At 65.8% G+C, this 15,199-nt stretch carries 15 protein-coding genes; 7 read left to right on the top strand and 8 right to left on the bottom strand.

Annotation, left to right across the window (positions count from 1 at the left end; translation table 11 throughout):
• Positions 1-47: 47 nt before the first annotated feature.
• From I2H31_RS16855 to I2H31_RS16870, 4 genes are all read left to right on the top strand, one after another.
• Positions 48-398 (top strand): DUF3140 domain-containing protein, encoded by a 351-nt coding sequence (locus I2H31_RS16855; protein WP_196294218.1) that lies wholly within the window; start codon positions 48-50, stop codon positions 396-398.
• A 160-nt stretch (positions 399-558) separates the two neighbouring features.
• Positions 559-1,503 (top strand): alpha/beta fold hydrolase, encoded by a 945-nt coding sequence (locus I2H31_RS16860; protein ID WP_196294219.1) that lies wholly within the window; start codon positions 559-561, stop codon positions 1,501-1,503.
• Between the two features lie 122 nt (positions 1,504-1,625).
• A complete protein-coding gene (locus tag I2H31_RS16865) occupies positions 1,626-2,765 on the top strand; it encodes a sensor histidine kinase (RefSeq protein WP_196294220.1) in 1,140 nt (379 codons plus the stop codon).
• Positions 2,766-2,852: 87 nt separating this feature from the next.
• On the top strand, positions 2,853-3,596 hold the full coding sequence (locus I2H31_RS16870; protein WP_196294221.1) for a LytR/AlgR family response regulator transcription factor: 744 nt from the start codon (positions 2,853-2,855) through the stop codon (positions 3,594-3,596).
• A 21-nt stretch (positions 3,597-3,617) separates the two neighbouring features.
• Here I2H31_RS16870 and I2H31_RS16875 read toward each other — a convergent pair whose 3' ends face one another.
• The 3 genes from I2H31_RS16875 to I2H31_RS16885 form a co-directional block, all read right to left on the bottom strand.
• Positions 3,618-4,307, bottom strand: a complete 690-nt coding sequence (locus I2H31_RS16875; RefSeq protein WP_196294222.1) for a spondin domain-containing protein — start codon at positions 4,305-4,307, stop codon at positions 3,618-3,620.
• Positions 4,308-4,558: 251 nt separating this feature from the next.
• Positions 4,559-5,872, bottom strand: a complete 1,314-nt coding sequence (locus I2H31_RS16880) for a glycoside hydrolase family 28 protein (protein WP_196294223.1) — start codon at positions 5,870-5,872, stop codon at positions 4,559-4,561.
• A gap of 434 nt (positions 5,873-6,306) precedes the next feature.
• On the bottom strand, positions 6,307-6,723 hold the full coding sequence (locus I2H31_RS16885) for a winged helix-turn-helix transcriptional regulator (RefSeq protein WP_196294224.1): 417 nt from the start codon (positions 6,721-6,723) through the stop codon (positions 6,307-6,309).
• Between the two features lie 101 nt (positions 6,724-6,824).
• Here I2H31_RS16885 and I2H31_RS16890 point away from each other — a divergent pair, with 101 nt between their 5' ends.
• The gene (locus I2H31_RS16890) at positions 6,825-7,688 is read left to right on the top strand and encodes an SDR family oxidoreductase (RefSeq protein ID WP_196294225.1); all 864 of its coding nucleotides are present in this window, start codon (positions 6,825-6,827) and stop codon (positions 7,686-7,688) included.
• Between the two features lie 85 nt (positions 7,689-7,773).
• Here I2H31_RS16890 and I2H31_RS16895 read toward each other — a convergent pair whose 3' ends face one another.
• The 3 genes from I2H31_RS16895 to I2H31_RS16905 are packed head-to-tail and all read right to left on the bottom strand — an operon-like array spanning position 7,774 to position 9,188.
• Positions 7,774-8,097, bottom strand: a complete 324-nt coding sequence (locus I2H31_RS16895; RefSeq protein WP_196294226.1) for an STAS-like domain-containing protein — start codon at positions 8,095-8,097, stop codon at positions 7,774-7,776.
• A gap of 31 nt (positions 8,098-8,128) precedes the next feature.
• The gene (locus I2H31_RS16900) at positions 8,129-8,803 is read right to left on the bottom strand and encodes a hypothetical protein (RefSeq protein WP_196294227.1); all 675 of its coding nucleotides are present in this window, start codon (positions 8,801-8,803) and stop codon (positions 8,129-8,131) included.
• A complete protein-coding gene (locus I2H31_RS16905; protein WP_196294228.1) occupies positions 8,781-9,188 on the bottom strand; it encodes a RusA family crossover junction endodeoxyribonuclease in 408 nt (135 codons plus the stop codon). Before I2H31_RS16905 ends, I2H31_RS16900 begins: the two co-directional genes overlap by 23 nt.
• Before the next feature lie 291 nt (positions 9,189-9,479).
• On the opposite strand from I2H31_RS16905, the gene I2H31_RS16910 reads away from it, so the two are divergent.
• Positions 9,480-10,853, top strand: a complete 1,374-nt coding sequence (locus I2H31_RS16910) for a hypothetical protein (RefSeq protein ID WP_196294296.1) — start codon at positions 9,480-9,482, stop codon at positions 10,851-10,853.
• Between the two features lie 238 nt (positions 10,854-11,091).
• On the opposite strand, the gene I2H31_RS16915 is transcribed toward I2H31_RS16910, so the two are convergent.
• Both I2H31_RS16915 and I2H31_RS16920 read right to left on the bottom strand, forming a co-directional pair.
• Positions 11,092-12,762, bottom strand: coding sequence for a hypothetical protein (locus I2H31_RS16915; protein WP_196294229.1), 1,671 nt, complete (start codon positions 12,760-12,762; stop codon positions 11,092-11,094).
• Between the two features lie 373 nt (positions 12,763-13,135).
• Positions 13,136-13,786, bottom strand: coding sequence for an NAD(P)-dependent oxidoreductase (locus I2H31_RS16920; protein WP_196294230.1), 651 nt, complete (start codon positions 13,784-13,786; stop codon positions 13,136-13,138).
• A gap of 603 nt (positions 13,787-14,389) precedes the next feature.
• Between I2H31_RS16920 and I2H31_RS16925 the strand changes: the two genes are divergently transcribed.
• Positions 14,390-15,097: a hypothetical protein gene (locus I2H31_RS16925; RefSeq protein ID WP_196294231.1), complete on the top strand. Its 708-nt coding sequence runs from the start codon at positions 14,390-14,392 to the stop codon at positions 15,095-15,097.
• Positions 15,098-15,199: the final 102 nt, after the last annotated feature.

A 15,199-nucleotide genomic window follows, 5' to 3' on the forward strand; every position in this document is an offset into this window, starting at 1 on the left:
GGCGGCAAGTAAGCCGAATACCACTTTCCACCTCCATTCCTTTCCACATGGCAACCTCCCAAGCTTCCGACTCCGGCGACATCTACGCCAGCTTCAAACAAGACGTGAACATGACCGCCGCCGAGCTCGAAAAGTGGCTCAAAACCGACGAATCCAAGTCCGTGGGCCAGGACAGCGGCGACGGCAGCAGCATCGGCCACCACTCCGGCGAGCACATCGTTGACATTCTGCGCAAGAAAAAGGCCGACCTCACGCCCGCCGACGAAGCCCACATGCACAAGGTGCACAGCTACGTGGCCCGCCACTCGGCCCAGGGCCCGCACCACCAGAAGGACGTGGAAACCTCTGCTTGGCGCTATTCGCTCATGAACTGGGGCCACGACCCGCTGAAGAAATAAGTTGAGCGCAACGGCCGCGCGGCCGGGCCGGGCGCCCGCCGTTCAGCCGGCATTCCGCCCGTTCGGCGGCCGGAATCACCGTTCGCGGGAATTGCGTTTCGGGCGCTGGAAGGCGCCGGTAAGTTTGGGTCATTCAATCACCCACAACCCCGACTTACCCATGAAAACTTCTGCTTTCGCCCGCACCCTGTCCGTTGCCGCTTTGCTGCTGGGAGCCGCTGCTCCGGCCGTGCTGGCCGCTCCTGCAGTGGCCGCCTCAGCCCCCGTTGCCGACAACCCCGCCGCGCACCCCACCTTCACGGTGCGCGTGGTGGGCCAGGGCCGGCCCCTGCTGCTCATTCCCGGCCTGAACTGCCCCGGCGCGGTGTGGGACGAGACCGTGGCGCACTACCAGAAGCAGTACCAGTGCCACATCATTTCGCTGGCCGGCTTTGCGGGCACGCCCCTCGCCGCCCCGCTTACCGACCCGCTGCTGCCCGCCGTGCGCGACCAGCTCCTGGCCTACATCAACACCCAGAAGCTGAACCACCCGGTAGTGCTGGGGCACAGCCTGGGCGGCTTCCTGGGCCTGGCCATGAGCGTGGCGCAGCCCGATGCCGTGGGCCCGCTCGTCATCGTCGATTCCTTGCCCTTCCTGGCCGCCGCGCAAAACCCCGCCGCCACCGTGGAAACCGTTCGGCCAATGGCCGAGCAGACCCGCCAGCAAATGAAAAAGAGCCAGGCTCCCCTGGCCGCCCGCCGCGCAATGATGGCCGGCATGGTGACCGATACCGCCCGCCAGACGCAGGTGGCGCGCTGGGGCCTGGCCTCGGACCCCGCCACCACCGGCCAGGCCATGTACGACATGTACACCACCGACTTGCGCACTGACGTGGCCCGCATTAAGCAGCCGGTGCTGGTGCTGGGCGCCTGGGCCGCCTACGCTCAGTATGGCTCGACGAAAGAGAGCACGAAGGCCGTCTTCGCGCAGCAGTACGCCAAGCTCCCGCAAACCCGCATCGAAATGTCGGAAGCCGGCCGCCACTTCCTGATGTACGACGACACGGCGTGGTTTCTGGCCCAGACCGATGCCTTTCTGAAGCAGCCGGCCGTGGCGAAAAAGTAGCCGGTAGGGGCGGGGGCTAGCTCCCGCCCCGACATCGTTCAGCGGTGCCTGCTGGCCGAAACCGCGCCGGCGGCCCCGGCCTCTTTCCGTACTTTGCCCACCTTTTATTCTGCTTTTACCTTATGCCTGCCCTTTCCACCCGCCCTCGCCTGTATTGGATGCTTCAAATTGGGGGCTGGGGGCTGGTGGGGCTTTTCGGGACGGCGCTGGCCAGCATTTTTGGGAAGTTCCAGCCCATTGTCATTCCCATCGAAATCATTGTGGCGGGCACGCTGCTGTTGTGCAGCCACTGGCTGCGGCTGTACGTGCGGCGCCACGGCTGGACGCGCCTGTCGCTGCCGGCCCTGCTGCCCCGCCTGCTGGTGGCCAACCTGCTGGTGGCCGTGGGCAGCCAGGTCATCATTGGCTTGTTGGTGATACTGCTTTTCATGCTGGTGCACTCGCCGGAGTACGGCAAGGGCTTTCCCTGGCTGCAATACGTGGGCTACGCCGCCAACACGTTTTTCTTTATGTGGCTGTGGGCGGCGGCCTATTTCAGCCTGCACTACCTCGACAACGCGCGCCAGGCCGAAATCGACAAGTGGAAGCTGGCCGCCGCCGTGCGCGACGCCGAAATGCGCACCCTCAAGGCCCAGATTAATCCGCACTTTCTGTTCAATGGCCTGAACAACATCCGGGCGCTGGTGCTGGAAAACCCGGTGCGTGCCCGCGAGATGATGACCCACCTGTCGGACCTGCTGCGCTATTCCCTGCAGCTCAACAGCCGCGAGCAGGTGCCGCTGGCCCGCGAGCTCGAAATCGTGGCCCACTACCTCACCCTCGAAAGCCTGCAGCTAGAAGAGCGCCTCACCTACACCCTCGACGTGCACCCCGCCGCCCGGGAGGTGCTGCTGCCGCCCATGACGTTGCAATTGCTGGTCGAAAACGCCATCAAGCACGGCATTGCGCCGCGGCCGGGCGGGGGCCACGTCCACCTCACGGCCCAGCCCGACGGGCCGGCGCAGGTGCTCATCACCGTGCGCAACCCCGGCCACTACCGCCCCAACCCCGCCGCGCCCGACCACACCGGCGTGGGCCTGCCCAACGCCCAGGAGCGCCTGCAGCTGCTCTTCGGCCCCGGCGCCAGCCTGCGCATCGGCAACGATGCGCAGCAGGCCGACACGGTGACGGCCGAACTGCGCCTGCCAGTAGCGGGTGCGGGGGCAGGCGAGCTAAAAGGGCGTCATGCAGAGCGCAGCGAAGCATCTTTACCGTGGAAGTAAATAATTGCGTTGCGCGGGCAAGATGCTTCGCTGCGCTCTGCATGACGTTCTTTTTAGACTTATTCCTCCCTTCCTTCCTCCTCAAACATGAACGTGCTATTGGTTGACGACTCGCGCCTGGCGCGCACCGAGCTGCGCCACCTCTTGCAAGCCTTCCCCGAAGTAAACGTGGTGGGCGAGGCGCGCCACGCCGACGAAGCCCGCGCCCAAATCCAGGCCCTGCGGCCCGATTTGCTGCTGCTCGACGTGCAGATGCCCGGCCAGACCGGCTTCGAGCTGCTGGCCTCGCTGGAAGCGGCGCCGCACGTCATTTTCACCACGGCCTACGACGAGTACGCCCTGCAGGCCTTCGCCGTGAATGCCCTGGACTACCTGCTCAAGCCCGTGCAGGAAGCCCGCCTGGCCGCCGCGCTGGCCAAGGCCCGCGCGCGCCTGAAGGTGCCAGCCGCCGAAGCCCACGCGCCGGCCGCGCCCGAGGAGGCCCCGCTGGCGCCCCTCACGGCCCAGGACCAGGTGTTTGTGAAGGACGGCGAGCGGTGCTGGTTCGTGAAGCTGGCCGACATCAAGCTCTTCGAAATCAACGGCAGCTACACCCGCATTCACTTCGAGAACCACCGCCCGCTCATTCCGCGCACCTTGCAGCAGCTGGAGGCGCGCCTCGACCCCAAAGTGTTTTTCCGGGCCAATCGCCAGCAGATTATCAACCTGAAATGGATTGCCGGCATCGAGCCTTGGTTCAGCAACACGCTGAAAATTACCCTCAGAGGCGGGCCCGAAGTGGAGGTGTCGCGGCAGCAGTCGGTGCGGTTTCGGGAGCTGCTGAGCTTGTAGGCACGCGCTGAAGTGGTTGGCTTACTTAATGCGCTCCAGAAGCCAGGTGCCCAGGGGCGGGCCGTCGGGGGCGGAGCCGGTGGCGGGGGGCAAGAGCAGCGGGGCCACCACGCCGGCCGGCCGGGTGGGCTGGTCGGGGGCGGTGAAGGTGGGGCCGCTGTCGGTGCCGGCGTCGTAGGCGCGGGCGGGCACCCGGCGCTGGGCCACCCACTGGCCGGTGGCCTCCAGCAGGTTTTCATCTTCCAGCGCGGCAAACCAGTCGGGGCTGGGCGCAATCATGGTCACCAAACTCAGGCGGGGGTGCGCGGCGTCGAGGCGGATGGTGTCGGAGGCAGAGCCCGGCGAATTGAAATAGCGGCCTTCTAACAGGCGGAAAGCGGCCCCACTGCTCTGCAGGGCGCTGATTTCGGCGCGCAGCGCGGTGTTGTTGCCGCGCTCGGCCATGTCCTTGATGCCCAGGCTGGCCAGTTGGCCCGGCCGAAACAGGAGGGCATCGGCGCGGTGCGAGGCGCCGATGGGGGCCGAGAAATGCGCGCCCGCCGGGAAATTGGCGTGCGTGGCGGCGCTCCAGGTGGCCTCGAATGTGACGCGGTAGAGCGCCGAACCCACGGCCGGCGCGGGGGGCATTTCGGCGGGTTCGGCCGTTTGGGAGCAGGCGGCCAGCCCAAAAAACACGGGCAGCAGGCAAAAGCGGGGAAACGAACGAAGCATGGCGCACGAGAAAAACAGCCGGATAATCAGTAATATACGCCGCCAGACGTTGGCAGCCAACTGCCCTTACAGTTGCGTCCGTTTTTCTGTTGAATGACTCGCGGGGCTAGGTGGTGTGAATGGTGAAAGCAGCAATGGTCAGGCCAATAAACAGAACGTCATGTCGAGCTGGTCGAGACATGACGTTCTGTTTATTGGCCTGACGTTCTGGGAAATCGATTAATAAACGCTTTGGCCTGGTGTGTACAGCGCTAGTCGGGCTTCAGCGGGGGCGCGGCCGGGGCTTGCGGTGCCACGGGCGCGGCTTTGAGGGGCGCGCCGTTGAGGGTCACGTTTTCGAATTTTACGTCGGCGTACTTGTTGGGGAAGGTCGCGTTGTCGGCGGTGGCTTCCACATTTTTGAAGGTGATGTTGGAGACTTTGTCAGTGGGGTTGCCGTTCAGCATCGCAAACTGCTTGCACTTCACCTTGGCGTTGGCAACGGTGATGTTGCGGATGGTGCCGAAGGGCGTTGCGGTGCTGCCGGCCATGTTGAAAAACTGCGTCCAGGGCGAGAGCGTGACCAGGGTGCCGCACTTGCCGGTGATGCCGTCGACGGTGATGTTTTCGTAGACCTGGTAGGTGTCGGGGCGCATTTTGAAGAGCAGCACGGGCCGCTCGTGGTCCATGCGGCAGTTGCGCATGACGATGCGGTTGGCGTGCAGGCACTCGCTGCCGCAGGTGAGGGCGGCGTGCACCTCGCCGAAGGTGCAGTTTTCCACCAGCACGTCTTCGATGGGGCCGTTTTCAGGCAGTTGCTGGGCGGTGGGGCCTTTGCCGCCTTTCAGGGCAATGCCGTCGTCATTCACGGAAATATAGGTGTTGCGAATGGTCACCTTGCGGCACACGTCGATGTCGACGCCGTCGGTGCTGGGGGCCTTCACCGGGCGGAAGGGCGAGCGGATGTCGCAGCCGTCGATGAGCACGTTGGTGCACTGGTAAAGGTGGGTGGTCCAGAAGCCGGCGTTGTGCAGCTTCACGTTCCTGATGGTCACATTGTTGGAGCCCCAGATGAAAAGCAGCCGCGGCCGGTGCACCTCCAGGTTGGTAGACGACTTCCCGACCTGCTTCAGGGAATCGCGGTGCGCCCAGAAGCCTTTCCAGAACCGCAGCCCGTTGCCGTCGATGGTGCCGGGGCCCGTGATGCTGAAGTTGTTGACCTGCTTGGCGTTGACGAGGGCCGCGTAGTAGGGCAGGCTCTGGCCCTCCATGCGCGAGGGCAGCAGGGGGTAGTCGGCAATGTTGTCGGAGCCCTTGAGCCGGGCGCCGGCCTGCAGCAGCAGGTGGGTGCCCGGCTTGAAAAACAGCGCCCCGCTCAGGAACACGCCTTTGGGAACCACGACCGTGCCCCCGCCGGCCGCGCTGGCCTGGTCGATGGCTTTCTGAATGGCTGCCGTGCAGAGCCGGGTGCTGTCGACGCTGGCTCCGTATTGGGTGATGACGTACTCTTTGGGCGGGCTAGTGGCGCTGAAAGGGAGCGATAAAGCCGCAAACCATGCCGGCAGCAGCGCAAGTAAGAATTTCATAGGGCAGGGACTGGTGGTGACGGCGCAAAGAACCGTGGCCCGGTCCTGCGCACCGTTCTGTAGTTACCTGCTGCGGGCAGCCAGGGTGCGGGCAAGATTCTTACGTCCGACGCCCAGGGCCACGGCACCTGGCAACCCCTCAAAGCCGATAACAATTTTGACCTCGGCCCCTACGCGTTGGTGGACAACGGCGGCACCCGGGACCTGCGCATCGGCGCCGCCCGCTCCGCCAACAACCTCGACCTGGGCCTGACGTCGTACCATCAGGAGTACCGCATTCCCGGCCACAACCGCGGCCAGTACGCAATGCCTGTGTGGGCCACGGTTCGACAAATCGCCAAAAACGCGCCGGGCTGGCAATATTCCGGAAGCTTAGAGGAGCGGGCTTGGGCCGGCACCGCTTTTTATTTCGCTGCTGAACGCACGCCGCTTGGTTACGCCAGGGCCTGTTCGCGGGCCAGCTGCTGGTACTTCGCAACAGCCGCGTCTTTCCCCGCTTGAAGTTCTTCCAGCAAGCCCGGGGCGACGACGGTGGAGCCATGCTTGGCGCCCCACAGCACGAGTTCGACAATAATGGGGACGGTGTCCACGCCTTTCTCCGTGAGGCGGTAGGTGAATTTTGACTTCTTATCGGCGGCCACGGTTTTGGTTACGAGGCCCTGCGCCTCCAGCACCGCCAGGCGGTCGGCCAGCACATTGGTGGCTATTTTTTCTGCGGACTGCAGGAATTGCCCATAGGTTGACTTCCCCGCGAACACCATGTCCCGGAGAATGAGCAGGGTCCACTTGTCCCCCAGCAAGTCGAGCGAGGTGCTGACCGGGCAGGCAGAGCGCTGTTTTAACTCTTTCATAACCGAAAATTTATTTCAATTGCTTTTTGCAAGTAATATGCCATACCTTTGCACTTGCAAATTGCAAGTAAATATACACGCTTTTTACTCCTGACCCCATCATGATTTTAGTAACTGGAGCCACCGGTGGCCTGGGCCACGAAACCATCGAATGCTTGCTCAAGACCACCCCCGCCGCAGAAATCGTCGCCCTGGTGCGCGACGCCAGCAAAGCCACCGACCTTGCGCAACGGGGCGTGGACGTGCGGCAGGCCGACTACTTCGACTACCCCGCGCTGGTGCATGCTTTCCAGGGTGTGGAGAAGGTGCTGCTGGTTTCGGCCGTGGCGTTTACCGACCGGGTGCAGCAGCACCGCAACGTCATCGACGCCGCCAAGGAAGCCGGGGTGAAACACCTGTTCTACACCAGCATCCAGCGCAGCTCCGATTTTGTGATGCCGCAGGTGACGGAAAGCGACCTGGCCACGGAGGCCTACCTCAAAGCGTCGGGGCTGGTGTACACCATTCTTCGCAACGGCTATTACTTCGAAGGGCTGGTCTATATGATTGGGCGCGAGGTGCCGGCCGCGGAAATACGCTTCCCGGCGGGCGAAGGCAAAATAGCGTTTATCAGGCGCACCGAGCTGGCCGCCGCCACGGCCGCCCTGCTCACCAGCGAGGGGCACGACAACCAGGCATACACCCTGACCGGGAGCGAAGCCTACTCGTTCCACAACGTGGCCCAGGAGCTCTCCGCGTTGGCAGGCCGGCCCATCAGCTACCACAGCAGCGAGCCAGCGCCCTACATCGCGCAGACAGTAGCGGCTGGCTTCCCCGATTTCGTGGCCACCTTCTTTGCTCAGTGGGGCGCTGCTGCCGCGCACGGCATGCTGGCCGGGACCGATGATACCGTGGAGCGCCTGCTGGGCCGCAAGCCCACATCGCTGCGCGAGTACCTGCAAGCGGCGTATTTCGCGGGTGCCTGACCCTTGTGGACGCCGAGACGCGGCAGAAACTCAACGCCCCGCCAGTAGCTGGCAGGGCTTTTTTTGTGGGATTTTGTAAATGAGGTTAAGGCTGCTCGGCGTTGTGCGTTTGCGCTACGTCGGCCATGTAGTCCTTTAGCTGCTGGAGTTGCGTGGGCTTGTAGTTGCTCAGGCGTAGACGCTTGAAGCCGGCCGCACCCATTTCTTCAAACAGGGCACCGAGCGAAGAATTCAGGAAAGAGCTGGAGAAGCCAATGACGCCCGTTAGGTCGAGCGTGACGGGACCGGGCTGCGCGGTCATGGCCTCGTTTAGCGCCAACAACAGCTTGTAGCCGTCGGCGTTGGAAAGGGTGCCGGGGGTGAGGGTAGCTACCGTCAGAACCGGGCTGGTGGGAACGGTGGTGGACATGGAGTGGGGAAGCTAGTAATGCAGCAGGCTATCAGGCGGCGTTTTGCGTATAGGCCCATTCCGATAACAATTCAGATACCAAGCGGTGCAGCGACTGCGTTACCGCCGGCACTTCTGTCGCTTCAAACCCGTGCACCAATTGGTTGCGCACCTGTTGCGCCATGAGGGCCAGTTGAAATTGTTCGAAGGTAAGCTCGCCCTGCGAGTAGAGGTAATTGAGCAGCGCAGAGGTGGGCTGCCGGTCAACGGGCAATGCAATCTGTTCGGCGTGGCGGCGCAGCAGCGCCTCCAGCGTCACCCAAAGCATCAGAAAGGCCGCTTCGGTTTCGCCGCTGGCCAGCAACGCACTCGCCCGCCGGGCGCGCTCAGTAGTGGCCGGCCACGATACCAGGGGGCTGGTCGTGCGCAGCGACTGGCCCGGGCCTTCGTTGGCCGGCACCAGCAGCAATTGCCAACCCTGGTGCTGACGGACGGTTTCAGCCAAGCTTTGCAGGCGGTCGACCGAGAGGGGGGTGCCGGCGCGCTTCACTTCAATAAGCAGGTGCTGCCCATCTTTCTCGGCCAGCAAATCGGGCCGGTACCCGCCTAGGTCGAAGGGAATATCACCCGGGGCGGGAAGGACCTTCACCGCAAATCCCTTCTCCTCATAGCTACGAGCTAATTCCGTTAGGTTAGAGGATTCGCTATTGATGGGGTTCGTATTCATAAATAATTTTCGATTGAAACTGCACCCGCACATAAACGCATTCCTGCTGTAAGGCGATGCCTTGAATGAGCAAAGCGGGCAGGGAGGTTAGGTTAAAAGCGGCGGTAAATAAGCGCCGGTGGCTATCCACGTCGGTGATGAACTCATCGGCCGGGTACACCACCATTTCCAGCGCGTCCTGAATGGGCTTGATGATGTTGTCGATGTCAACCGGGCTGGTGTTGCAGAGGTACACCAAGGTAAGCCGAAAAGCGTCCGCATTGGATGGGCCAGTGGTCCAGACCCGGGCAGCTTCGGCGCGCACGTGGGCTTTCCAGGGTTGCAGCCGCTTGGCTTGCAGCGAAACAGGCCGGCGCGGCAACAGCAACTCAAAAATCGTGACCATTTGGGTAGGGGAGTTCCCCACGAAAGTAGGCAGTTCAACTCGCCCACCCCGCCCGCGGGTGGCTGCGCTTCCCGGGCTACCTCCGGCTCCTCATCCTCGGCCGCACCACGCTGGCGTCGGTGGCTGGCTGGCCCGCACTTTGGGCCACGGCCCACACCCCGCGCGGCTCCGTTGACTGACCAAATGCCGTCGTTCACATACTCGGATTAGATGGGATGAACAAGGCTTTGCATCTTTGATTGGGCATCGTCCCCGATTGAAATTCTTCCAGACTCCACGCTTGCTATTGTGATGAAGAAAAACGACTCCTGGCGCTGGCTGCTGCCGGCCCTGCTCAGCCTGCCGCTGGGGGCCACGGCCCAGTCGGTGGGCATTGGCACCACCACCCCCGACCCGAAGGCGGCCCTCGATGTCTCGGCCACGGACAAGGGCCTGCTGGTGCCGCGCCTGACGGCGGCCCAGCGCACCGCCATCAGCAGCCCGCCCGTGGGCTTGCTGGTGTTCCAGACCGACGGCACCCAACCGGGCTTCTGGTACTACTTCGGCGGGGCCTGGACCAGCATTCCCAACGCCAGCACCAGCGGCGACAACCTCGGCAACCACACCGCCACCCAAACCTTCGACCTGAACAACAAACGGCTGACCGGGGCGGCCACCTTGTCGCTGGGCGACTCGACGGCCCAGGTGGAGCTCAGCTCCTACGTGCAAGACCCCAGCGCGGCCCTGATTACGCGCAGCAAATCCAACCGCTTCTTCAGCCGGACCATGCTTTCCGGGTTCGGCCGGGGGCCTTATGGGCAGGACATCGACTACGCCGTGTGGGGCAACGCCTACCGCGCCGACGGCTGGGGCGGCGTGTTTTCGGCGGGCAAGCCCGGCGGGCCCGTGCGGTGGGTGGGCCTGGCCCAGCACCCGGGCTACGTGGGCTCCGGTGGCGTCATCCGCATCGTGGACGGCAGCCAGGGCGCGGGCAAGGTGCTCACGTCCGACGGCGTGGGCTACGGCACCTGGCAAAACCCCAAGGCCAACGCCAACTTCGACCTCGGCCCCTACTTCCTGGTGGGCAACGGCGGCAGCGCGGGCCTGCGCATCAGCAACACCGGCAACGTGGGCATCGGCCCCGACGCGCCGCGGGGCCGTTTTGACGTGAACGGGCCCGGCGACAGCTACCTCGTGGACGACCCCAACAACGGCAGCAGCCAGAGCGTGTACCTGCCCGGCCACCTCTACCTGGCGCCCTACTCGGGCACCAGCGGCACGGCCTACGTGCAGGCCCGCGTGCCCAGCCCCGGGGCCGGCACCAGCATCGGCCTGAACCTGCGCACCACCAACGCCGGCAACCTGGTGGAAGCCCTGCAGCTGAGCGCCAACGGCGACGCCCGCTTCGCCGGCACCCTCGACCTGGGCCTGTCCTTGACCTATACGGATTACAACCTCGGCGGCAACAGCTACGGCCAGTTTACCGCCACCTGCCCTGCCGGCACTTCCCTCGTGACCGGGGGCGGGGGCCACCGCGACTTCAACAGCGCCCAGCAGGACATCACCGTCAACTTCAGCGCCCCGGACCCCAACGCGCCCACCACCACGTGGCTGCTGCGCGTGAGCAACAGCAGCGGCAGCGGGCGAGCCATTCGGGTGTATTGCAACTGCGCCCGCATCCGGTAGGGGAGAATGGCTGGCCGCACCGGGCCGGCCGGGCGAAACGAAAAGCCCCGCCAACTGCTGGCGGGGCTTTTTGGGGAGAGGTGAGTATTTATAAACCGGTGTTAAAAGCAACCCTGTTTTGCTCGATTACGGAGTCTTTTATGCACTGCCTCCCAAGAACTGCTGACCGCAACGAGCCGCTTGCAACTGAAAAACCGCCGGGATGCCCTTGGCGCCACCGGGCTGCCCAGCGGCGGCCCTAGCGGATGCGCGCGCAGTTGCAATACACCCGAATGGCGCGGTCGTTGTTGGACGTGTTTTGCACACGCAACGCCCAACCCGTGGTGGGGTTGGCGGGGTCGGGGCCGTTGTAGCTGACCACGATGCCGGGTTGCGTAGAAGTGAAATCCTGGTTTCCGCCGCCGCCGCCCATCACGCGCATGCCCGCCGGGCAGGCAATGGCCTGCGTGTGAAAGGCGTTGCCCGCCACGGTGTAGTCGGACTGCACGAGCCGATAGCCCAGGCCCGCGCTGCCGGCCACGTCCAGGTCGGCGGCCGTGCGCACGTTGCCGCTGGGGGCCAGGGACAGGGCATCGGTGAGGGTGCCGGCGCTGGTGGTGCGCAGCGTCAGGCCAATATTGGTGCTGGTCCCGGGGTTGGGCACGCGGGCCTGCACGAAGGCCGTGCCGCTGGTGCCCGAGTAGGGCGCCAGAAACAGGTGGCCGGGCAGGTACACGCTCTGGCCGGCGGTGCCGTTGTTGGGGTTGGCCACAAGGTAGCTGTCGCCGCTGGCCACGTCGAGCCGGCCGCGGGGCGTGGCCGTGGCCGTGCCCAGGCCCAGGCTGCCACCGAGGCGGCCGTCGCCGCTGAGGCGGAAGCCCCCGGTTTGGGTGGCCGCGGTTTGGTTCTGGATGAAGTCGGCGCCGGTGAGGGCCGCCGTGGTGCTGAGGTTGCCGTCGCCGTCGCTCTGCACCAGGCCCGCGCCCAGCCCGCGCAGGCGGGCGCTGCCGGCCACGTCGAGCGCGGCCGTGGGGGCGGCCGTGCCGATGCCCACCCGGCCGGCGCCGTTGGCGTGGAGCACGGGCGCGGCGGGCGCGGTGTAATACACCACGAACTTCATGTCGAAATTGGTGGAAAAGAAGGGGAAGGCTCCCCCGTAGGCCAGGCCCCCGGCGTAGGGGTTGGCGCTTTGGAGGGCAAACGGACCCCGCTTGTCGGTGCTGAACGAATAGGTGCCGGCCGCGCCCACCGTGACGGGCACATCGAGCACGATGCTGGTCGGGGCGAAGCCGGGGTTGAAGACGACGGCCTGCGGGGTGCCCAGCACCGGGCCGCCCGGCGCGCCCTCGTAGATGGTGAGGGTGCCGCTGCCGCCGGTCTCGGCGTACACCTCCACCTGCGTGAGGGTGGCCCCGGCCGGCAGCGTGAAGCTTTGGCCCACGCCCATGGCGTTCGACGTGCTGCCCGTGGTGCTGCTGGCCAGCTGGCTGATTTGTTGGCTGATGGGGCTGGCCAGCGTGAGGCTGCGGCCGGCCAGGTCCAGGGTGGTGGGCTGGCGCAGCGGGCCGCCCAGCTCCAGGGTGCTGCCGGTTTTGGTCAGGCCGTTGCCCGCGTCCAGGGCCGTGCCCGCCGCCGTGGCCAGCTGCTGCCAGCCGGGGGCGGCGGCCGTGCCGGCGTTGTAGTAGAAGCCGGCGGGGCTGCCGGTCTGGTACACCAGCAGGCCCGGCGCCGGGCTGGCAATGGCGGCGGCCGCGGCCACGCGCGGCAGCAGCAGGCCCTTGTCGGAACTCACGATGTCGAGCGCCGCCGAGGCGTCGGGGGCGGTGGTGCCGATGCCCACGCCGCCGGCGGGCATGGTCTGGGCCAGCAGGGCCGCGGGGCCAGCCAGCAGCGCGGCCAGGGCTAAGAGGCGGAATAAGCGGTGGTTCATAGGGCTGAGCGGCGGCGCGATGGATGAAACGAGGCCGCCGGGACCCAAAACTGCTGACCGCGCCGGTCGGGGTCAACAAAAAGCAGTAAACAACCGGATTTGGTAAGTGAACGACGCCCCCCGGGAGGCGGCCGGTGCCGGGCATTGGCATCAGGCCCGTTGGCCAGACGTGCATTCACGGCCGACACCCTCCTGGCCGTGGACACTCAGTTGCCGCGCCTCACCAAGCACCACTCCACGCTCATCTTCCTCAGCGGCCCCAAAATCGACTGCGCCGCGAAGAAAGGCGTCCAAACCGCGAAAAAAGCAAAAGGCCCCGCCAGCTGCTGGCGGGGCTTTTTATGCAGGCCGAAACCCAAGCGCGGGAGCGGGGCTATGCCGAATTAGCAACGAAAGGGCACTGCCGGATGAACTCGCGGCTGGCCAGCTGCCCCAGAAGAAACTGCGCCAAATCGGCGGCGGTAATGTGCGGGCCCGGGCGGTGGGTGAGGCTGGTGCGCACGGCGCCGGTGGCGGGGCCTTCCACCACCAGGGGCAGCCGCACGCAGGTCCAGTCCAGGGGGCTGCCGGCCAGCAGGGCCAGCTCGCGCTGCCGGTCGGCCATGAAGGCGGGGAAGTGCTGCGCCATGTAGGCGGCGGCCTGCCGGGTGGCCGCGTGGGGCTGGGGCTGGCCGGTGTCGTAGAGGCTCGTCACGGCCACGTAGCGGCCGATGCCCAGCGCCGGCAGCAGCGCCAGCAGCTGCGCCGTGACCGCGCTCAGGATGGGCGCGGTTTCGCCCCGGGGGTTGCCCAGGGTGCTGAGCAGCGCGGTGCTGCCGGCCAGCAGCCGGCGCAGGGCGGCCGGGTCGCGGGCGTCGCCTTCGAGGATGGTGAGCCGCGGGTGCTGCACGGCAAACAGCGCCGGCTGCCGGAGCAGCACGCGCACGCGGTGGCCGGCTTGCAAAGCGGCCTGCACCAGCGGGCGGCCGGCCTTGCCGGCCCCGCCCAGCAGGGCCAGGCAAGCAGAAGAAGGGGAAGAGTTCATGCGGCTAAACGGTTGGGGACCCGCGCCCGGCAAGGCCGGCGCGGACCGGTGGAAACGGGCCGGCCCCGCCCGGGCCGGACGGGTGGCCGGCGGGGTCGGAGCGTATTGCCCAAAAAGGAAAAAGGTGGCCACGGCTTCTGGAAGCGGCGGCGGCAGCCGTTCGGGCGCGGCAAGGCGCCAGGCCCCGCGCGATAGGCGGGGCGCTCTGAAAACGGCGAAAGGGGTGTTTAGCAGCGTTTGATGCGGCGAAGATAAAGCCGGGGCCGCGATGGCGCAGGTCCCCGGCGAACAACGCAAGGTCAGGGCGAACAACCCGAGGTCACGAAGAACAACGCGAGGTCACGAAGAACAACGCCGCCGGTAGCACGAACAACGGGCCGGGCGGCGCGAACAAGGCGCCGGGCAGTGCCAACAAGGCGCCTCAACCCCCGAACAATGCCCCGCGCAGCACCACCAAAGCCCCCGGCCCCCCAAACAATGCCGCGGGCGGTGCGAACAATGCCCCGGGCCGCGCCGACAATGCCCCCGGCCAGCCCCACCCGCTGGGCGGTATTATCCCGAAAAATCCTTACGTTTGGGCTAAACCATCTACCTATATACCTCATGGACAACAACCGCCTCAACGCGCTGCTCAAGCGCGACACCGACACCGCCGCCGGCCTGCTCGCCGACCAGGCAAACTACGCGCCCCTGGAGGACGACATTGCGCCCCTGCGCACCGAGCACGCCGCCAACCTGGCGCTGGCCCGCACCCTGGAAGAGCAGGTGATGGCCGACGACCAGGACGACGCCACCGCCCAGAAGCAGGGGGCCCGCCAGCAGCTCAAGGCCCTGGGCACCCGCCTGGCCGCCGCCCTGCAAGCCTATGCCGCCAGCGCCACCAACACGGACGAGGACCTGGCCGGCCGCGTGAACTACAACGCCACCGACCTCAACCGGGCCGACGACGCCAGCTTCGCCACCATCATCGGGACGCTGCGCAAGGAGGCCCAGCCCCTGGCCGCCCCCCTGGCCAAGCGCGAGTTCACCGCCGACGACCTCCAGGCCGTGGACACCCAGCTGCTGCGCTTCAACAAGAAGCTGGCCCGCCAGCGCGCCAGCACCGTGAGCGGCAGCACCGCCCGCCAAACGCTCATCGGCCTGCTGGCCCGCAACACCGACCTCATCAAGAAAATCCGGGTGCAGCTGCGCCCCTACCAAAAATCGCCCACCAAGCACGATGTGTGGCTGCGCTTCCAGGGCTACACCAAGCTCATCATCCTCGGCGGCGGCGGCCCCAAAGACGACCCCGACGCGAAGAAGCCCGCCTAAGCCGCGAAAGAAAGTCAAAAGCCCCGCCAGTTGCTGGCGGGGCTTTTTTTGTGGCCGCTGCTGCCGCGAAGCTTCACCAAGCAATCAATTCAGGAGTAAGTT

The sequence above is a fragment of the Hymenobacter ruricola genome, from assembly GCF_015694525.1.
Classification (GTDB): Bacteria; Bacteroidota; Bacteroidia; order Cytophagales; family Hymenobacteraceae; genus Hymenobacter; species Hymenobacter ruricola.

Excerpts from the sequence above, each read along its gene's own strand:
- I2H31_RS16880 (WP_196294223.1), bottom strand. The coding sequence starts at position 5,872 with ATGAAATTCTTACTTGCGCTGCTGCCGGCATGGTTTGCGGCTTTATCG.
- I2H31_RS16865 (WP_196294220.1), top strand. The coding sequence starts at position 1,626 with ATGCCTGCCCTTTCCACCCGCCCTCGCCTGTATTGGATGCTTCAAATT.
- I2H31_RS16875 (WP_196294222.1), bottom strand. The coding sequence starts at position 4,307 with ATGCTTCGTTCGTTTCCCCGCTTTTGCCTGCTGCCCGTGTTTTTTGGG.
- I2H31_RS16920 (WP_196294230.1), bottom strand. The coding sequence starts at position 13,786 with ATGAACTCTTCCCCTTCTTCTGCTTGCCTGGCCCTGCTGGGCGGGGCC.
- I2H31_RS16860 (WP_196294219.1), top strand. The coding sequence starts at position 559 with ATGAAAACTTCTGCTTTCGCCCGCACCCTGTCCGTTGCCGCTTTGCTG.
- I2H31_RS16925 (WP_196294231.1), top strand. The coding sequence starts at position 14,390 with ATGGACAACAACCGCCTCAACGCGCTGCTCAAGCGCGACACCGACACC.
- I2H31_RS16910 (WP_196294296.1), top strand. The coding sequence starts at position 9,480 with ATGAAGAAAAACGACTCCTGGCGCTGGCTGCTGCCGGCCCTGCTCAGC.
- I2H31_RS16855 (WP_196294218.1), top strand. The coding sequence starts at position 48 with ATGGCAACCTCCCAAGCTTCCGACTCCGGCGACATCTACGCCAGCTTC.
- I2H31_RS16905 (WP_196294228.1), bottom strand. The coding sequence starts at position 9,188 with ATGGTCACGATTTTTGAGTTGCTGTTGCCGCGCCGGCCTGTTTCGCTG.
- I2H31_RS16885 (WP_196294224.1), bottom strand. The coding sequence starts at position 6,723 with ATGAAAGAGTTAAAACAGCGCTCTGCCTGCCCGGTCAGCACCTCGCTC.
- I2H31_RS16895 (WP_196294226.1), bottom strand. The coding sequence starts at position 8,097 with ATGTCCACCACCGTTCCCACCAGCCCGGTTCTGACGGTAGCTACCCTC.
- I2H31_RS16890 (WP_196294225.1), top strand. The coding sequence starts at position 6,825 with ATGATTTTAGTAACTGGAGCCACCGGTGGCCTGGGCCACGAAACCATC.
- I2H31_RS16870 (WP_196294221.1), top strand. The coding sequence starts at position 2,853 with ATGAACGTGCTATTGGTTGACGACTCGCGCCTGGCGCGCACCGAGCTG.
- I2H31_RS16915 (WP_196294229.1), bottom strand. The coding sequence starts at position 12,762 with ATGAACCACCGCTTATTCCGCCTCTTAGCCCTGGCCGCGCTGCTGGCT.
- I2H31_RS16900 (WP_196294227.1), bottom strand. The coding sequence starts at position 8,803 with ATGAATACGAACCCCATCAATAGCGAATCCTCTAACCTAACGGAATTA.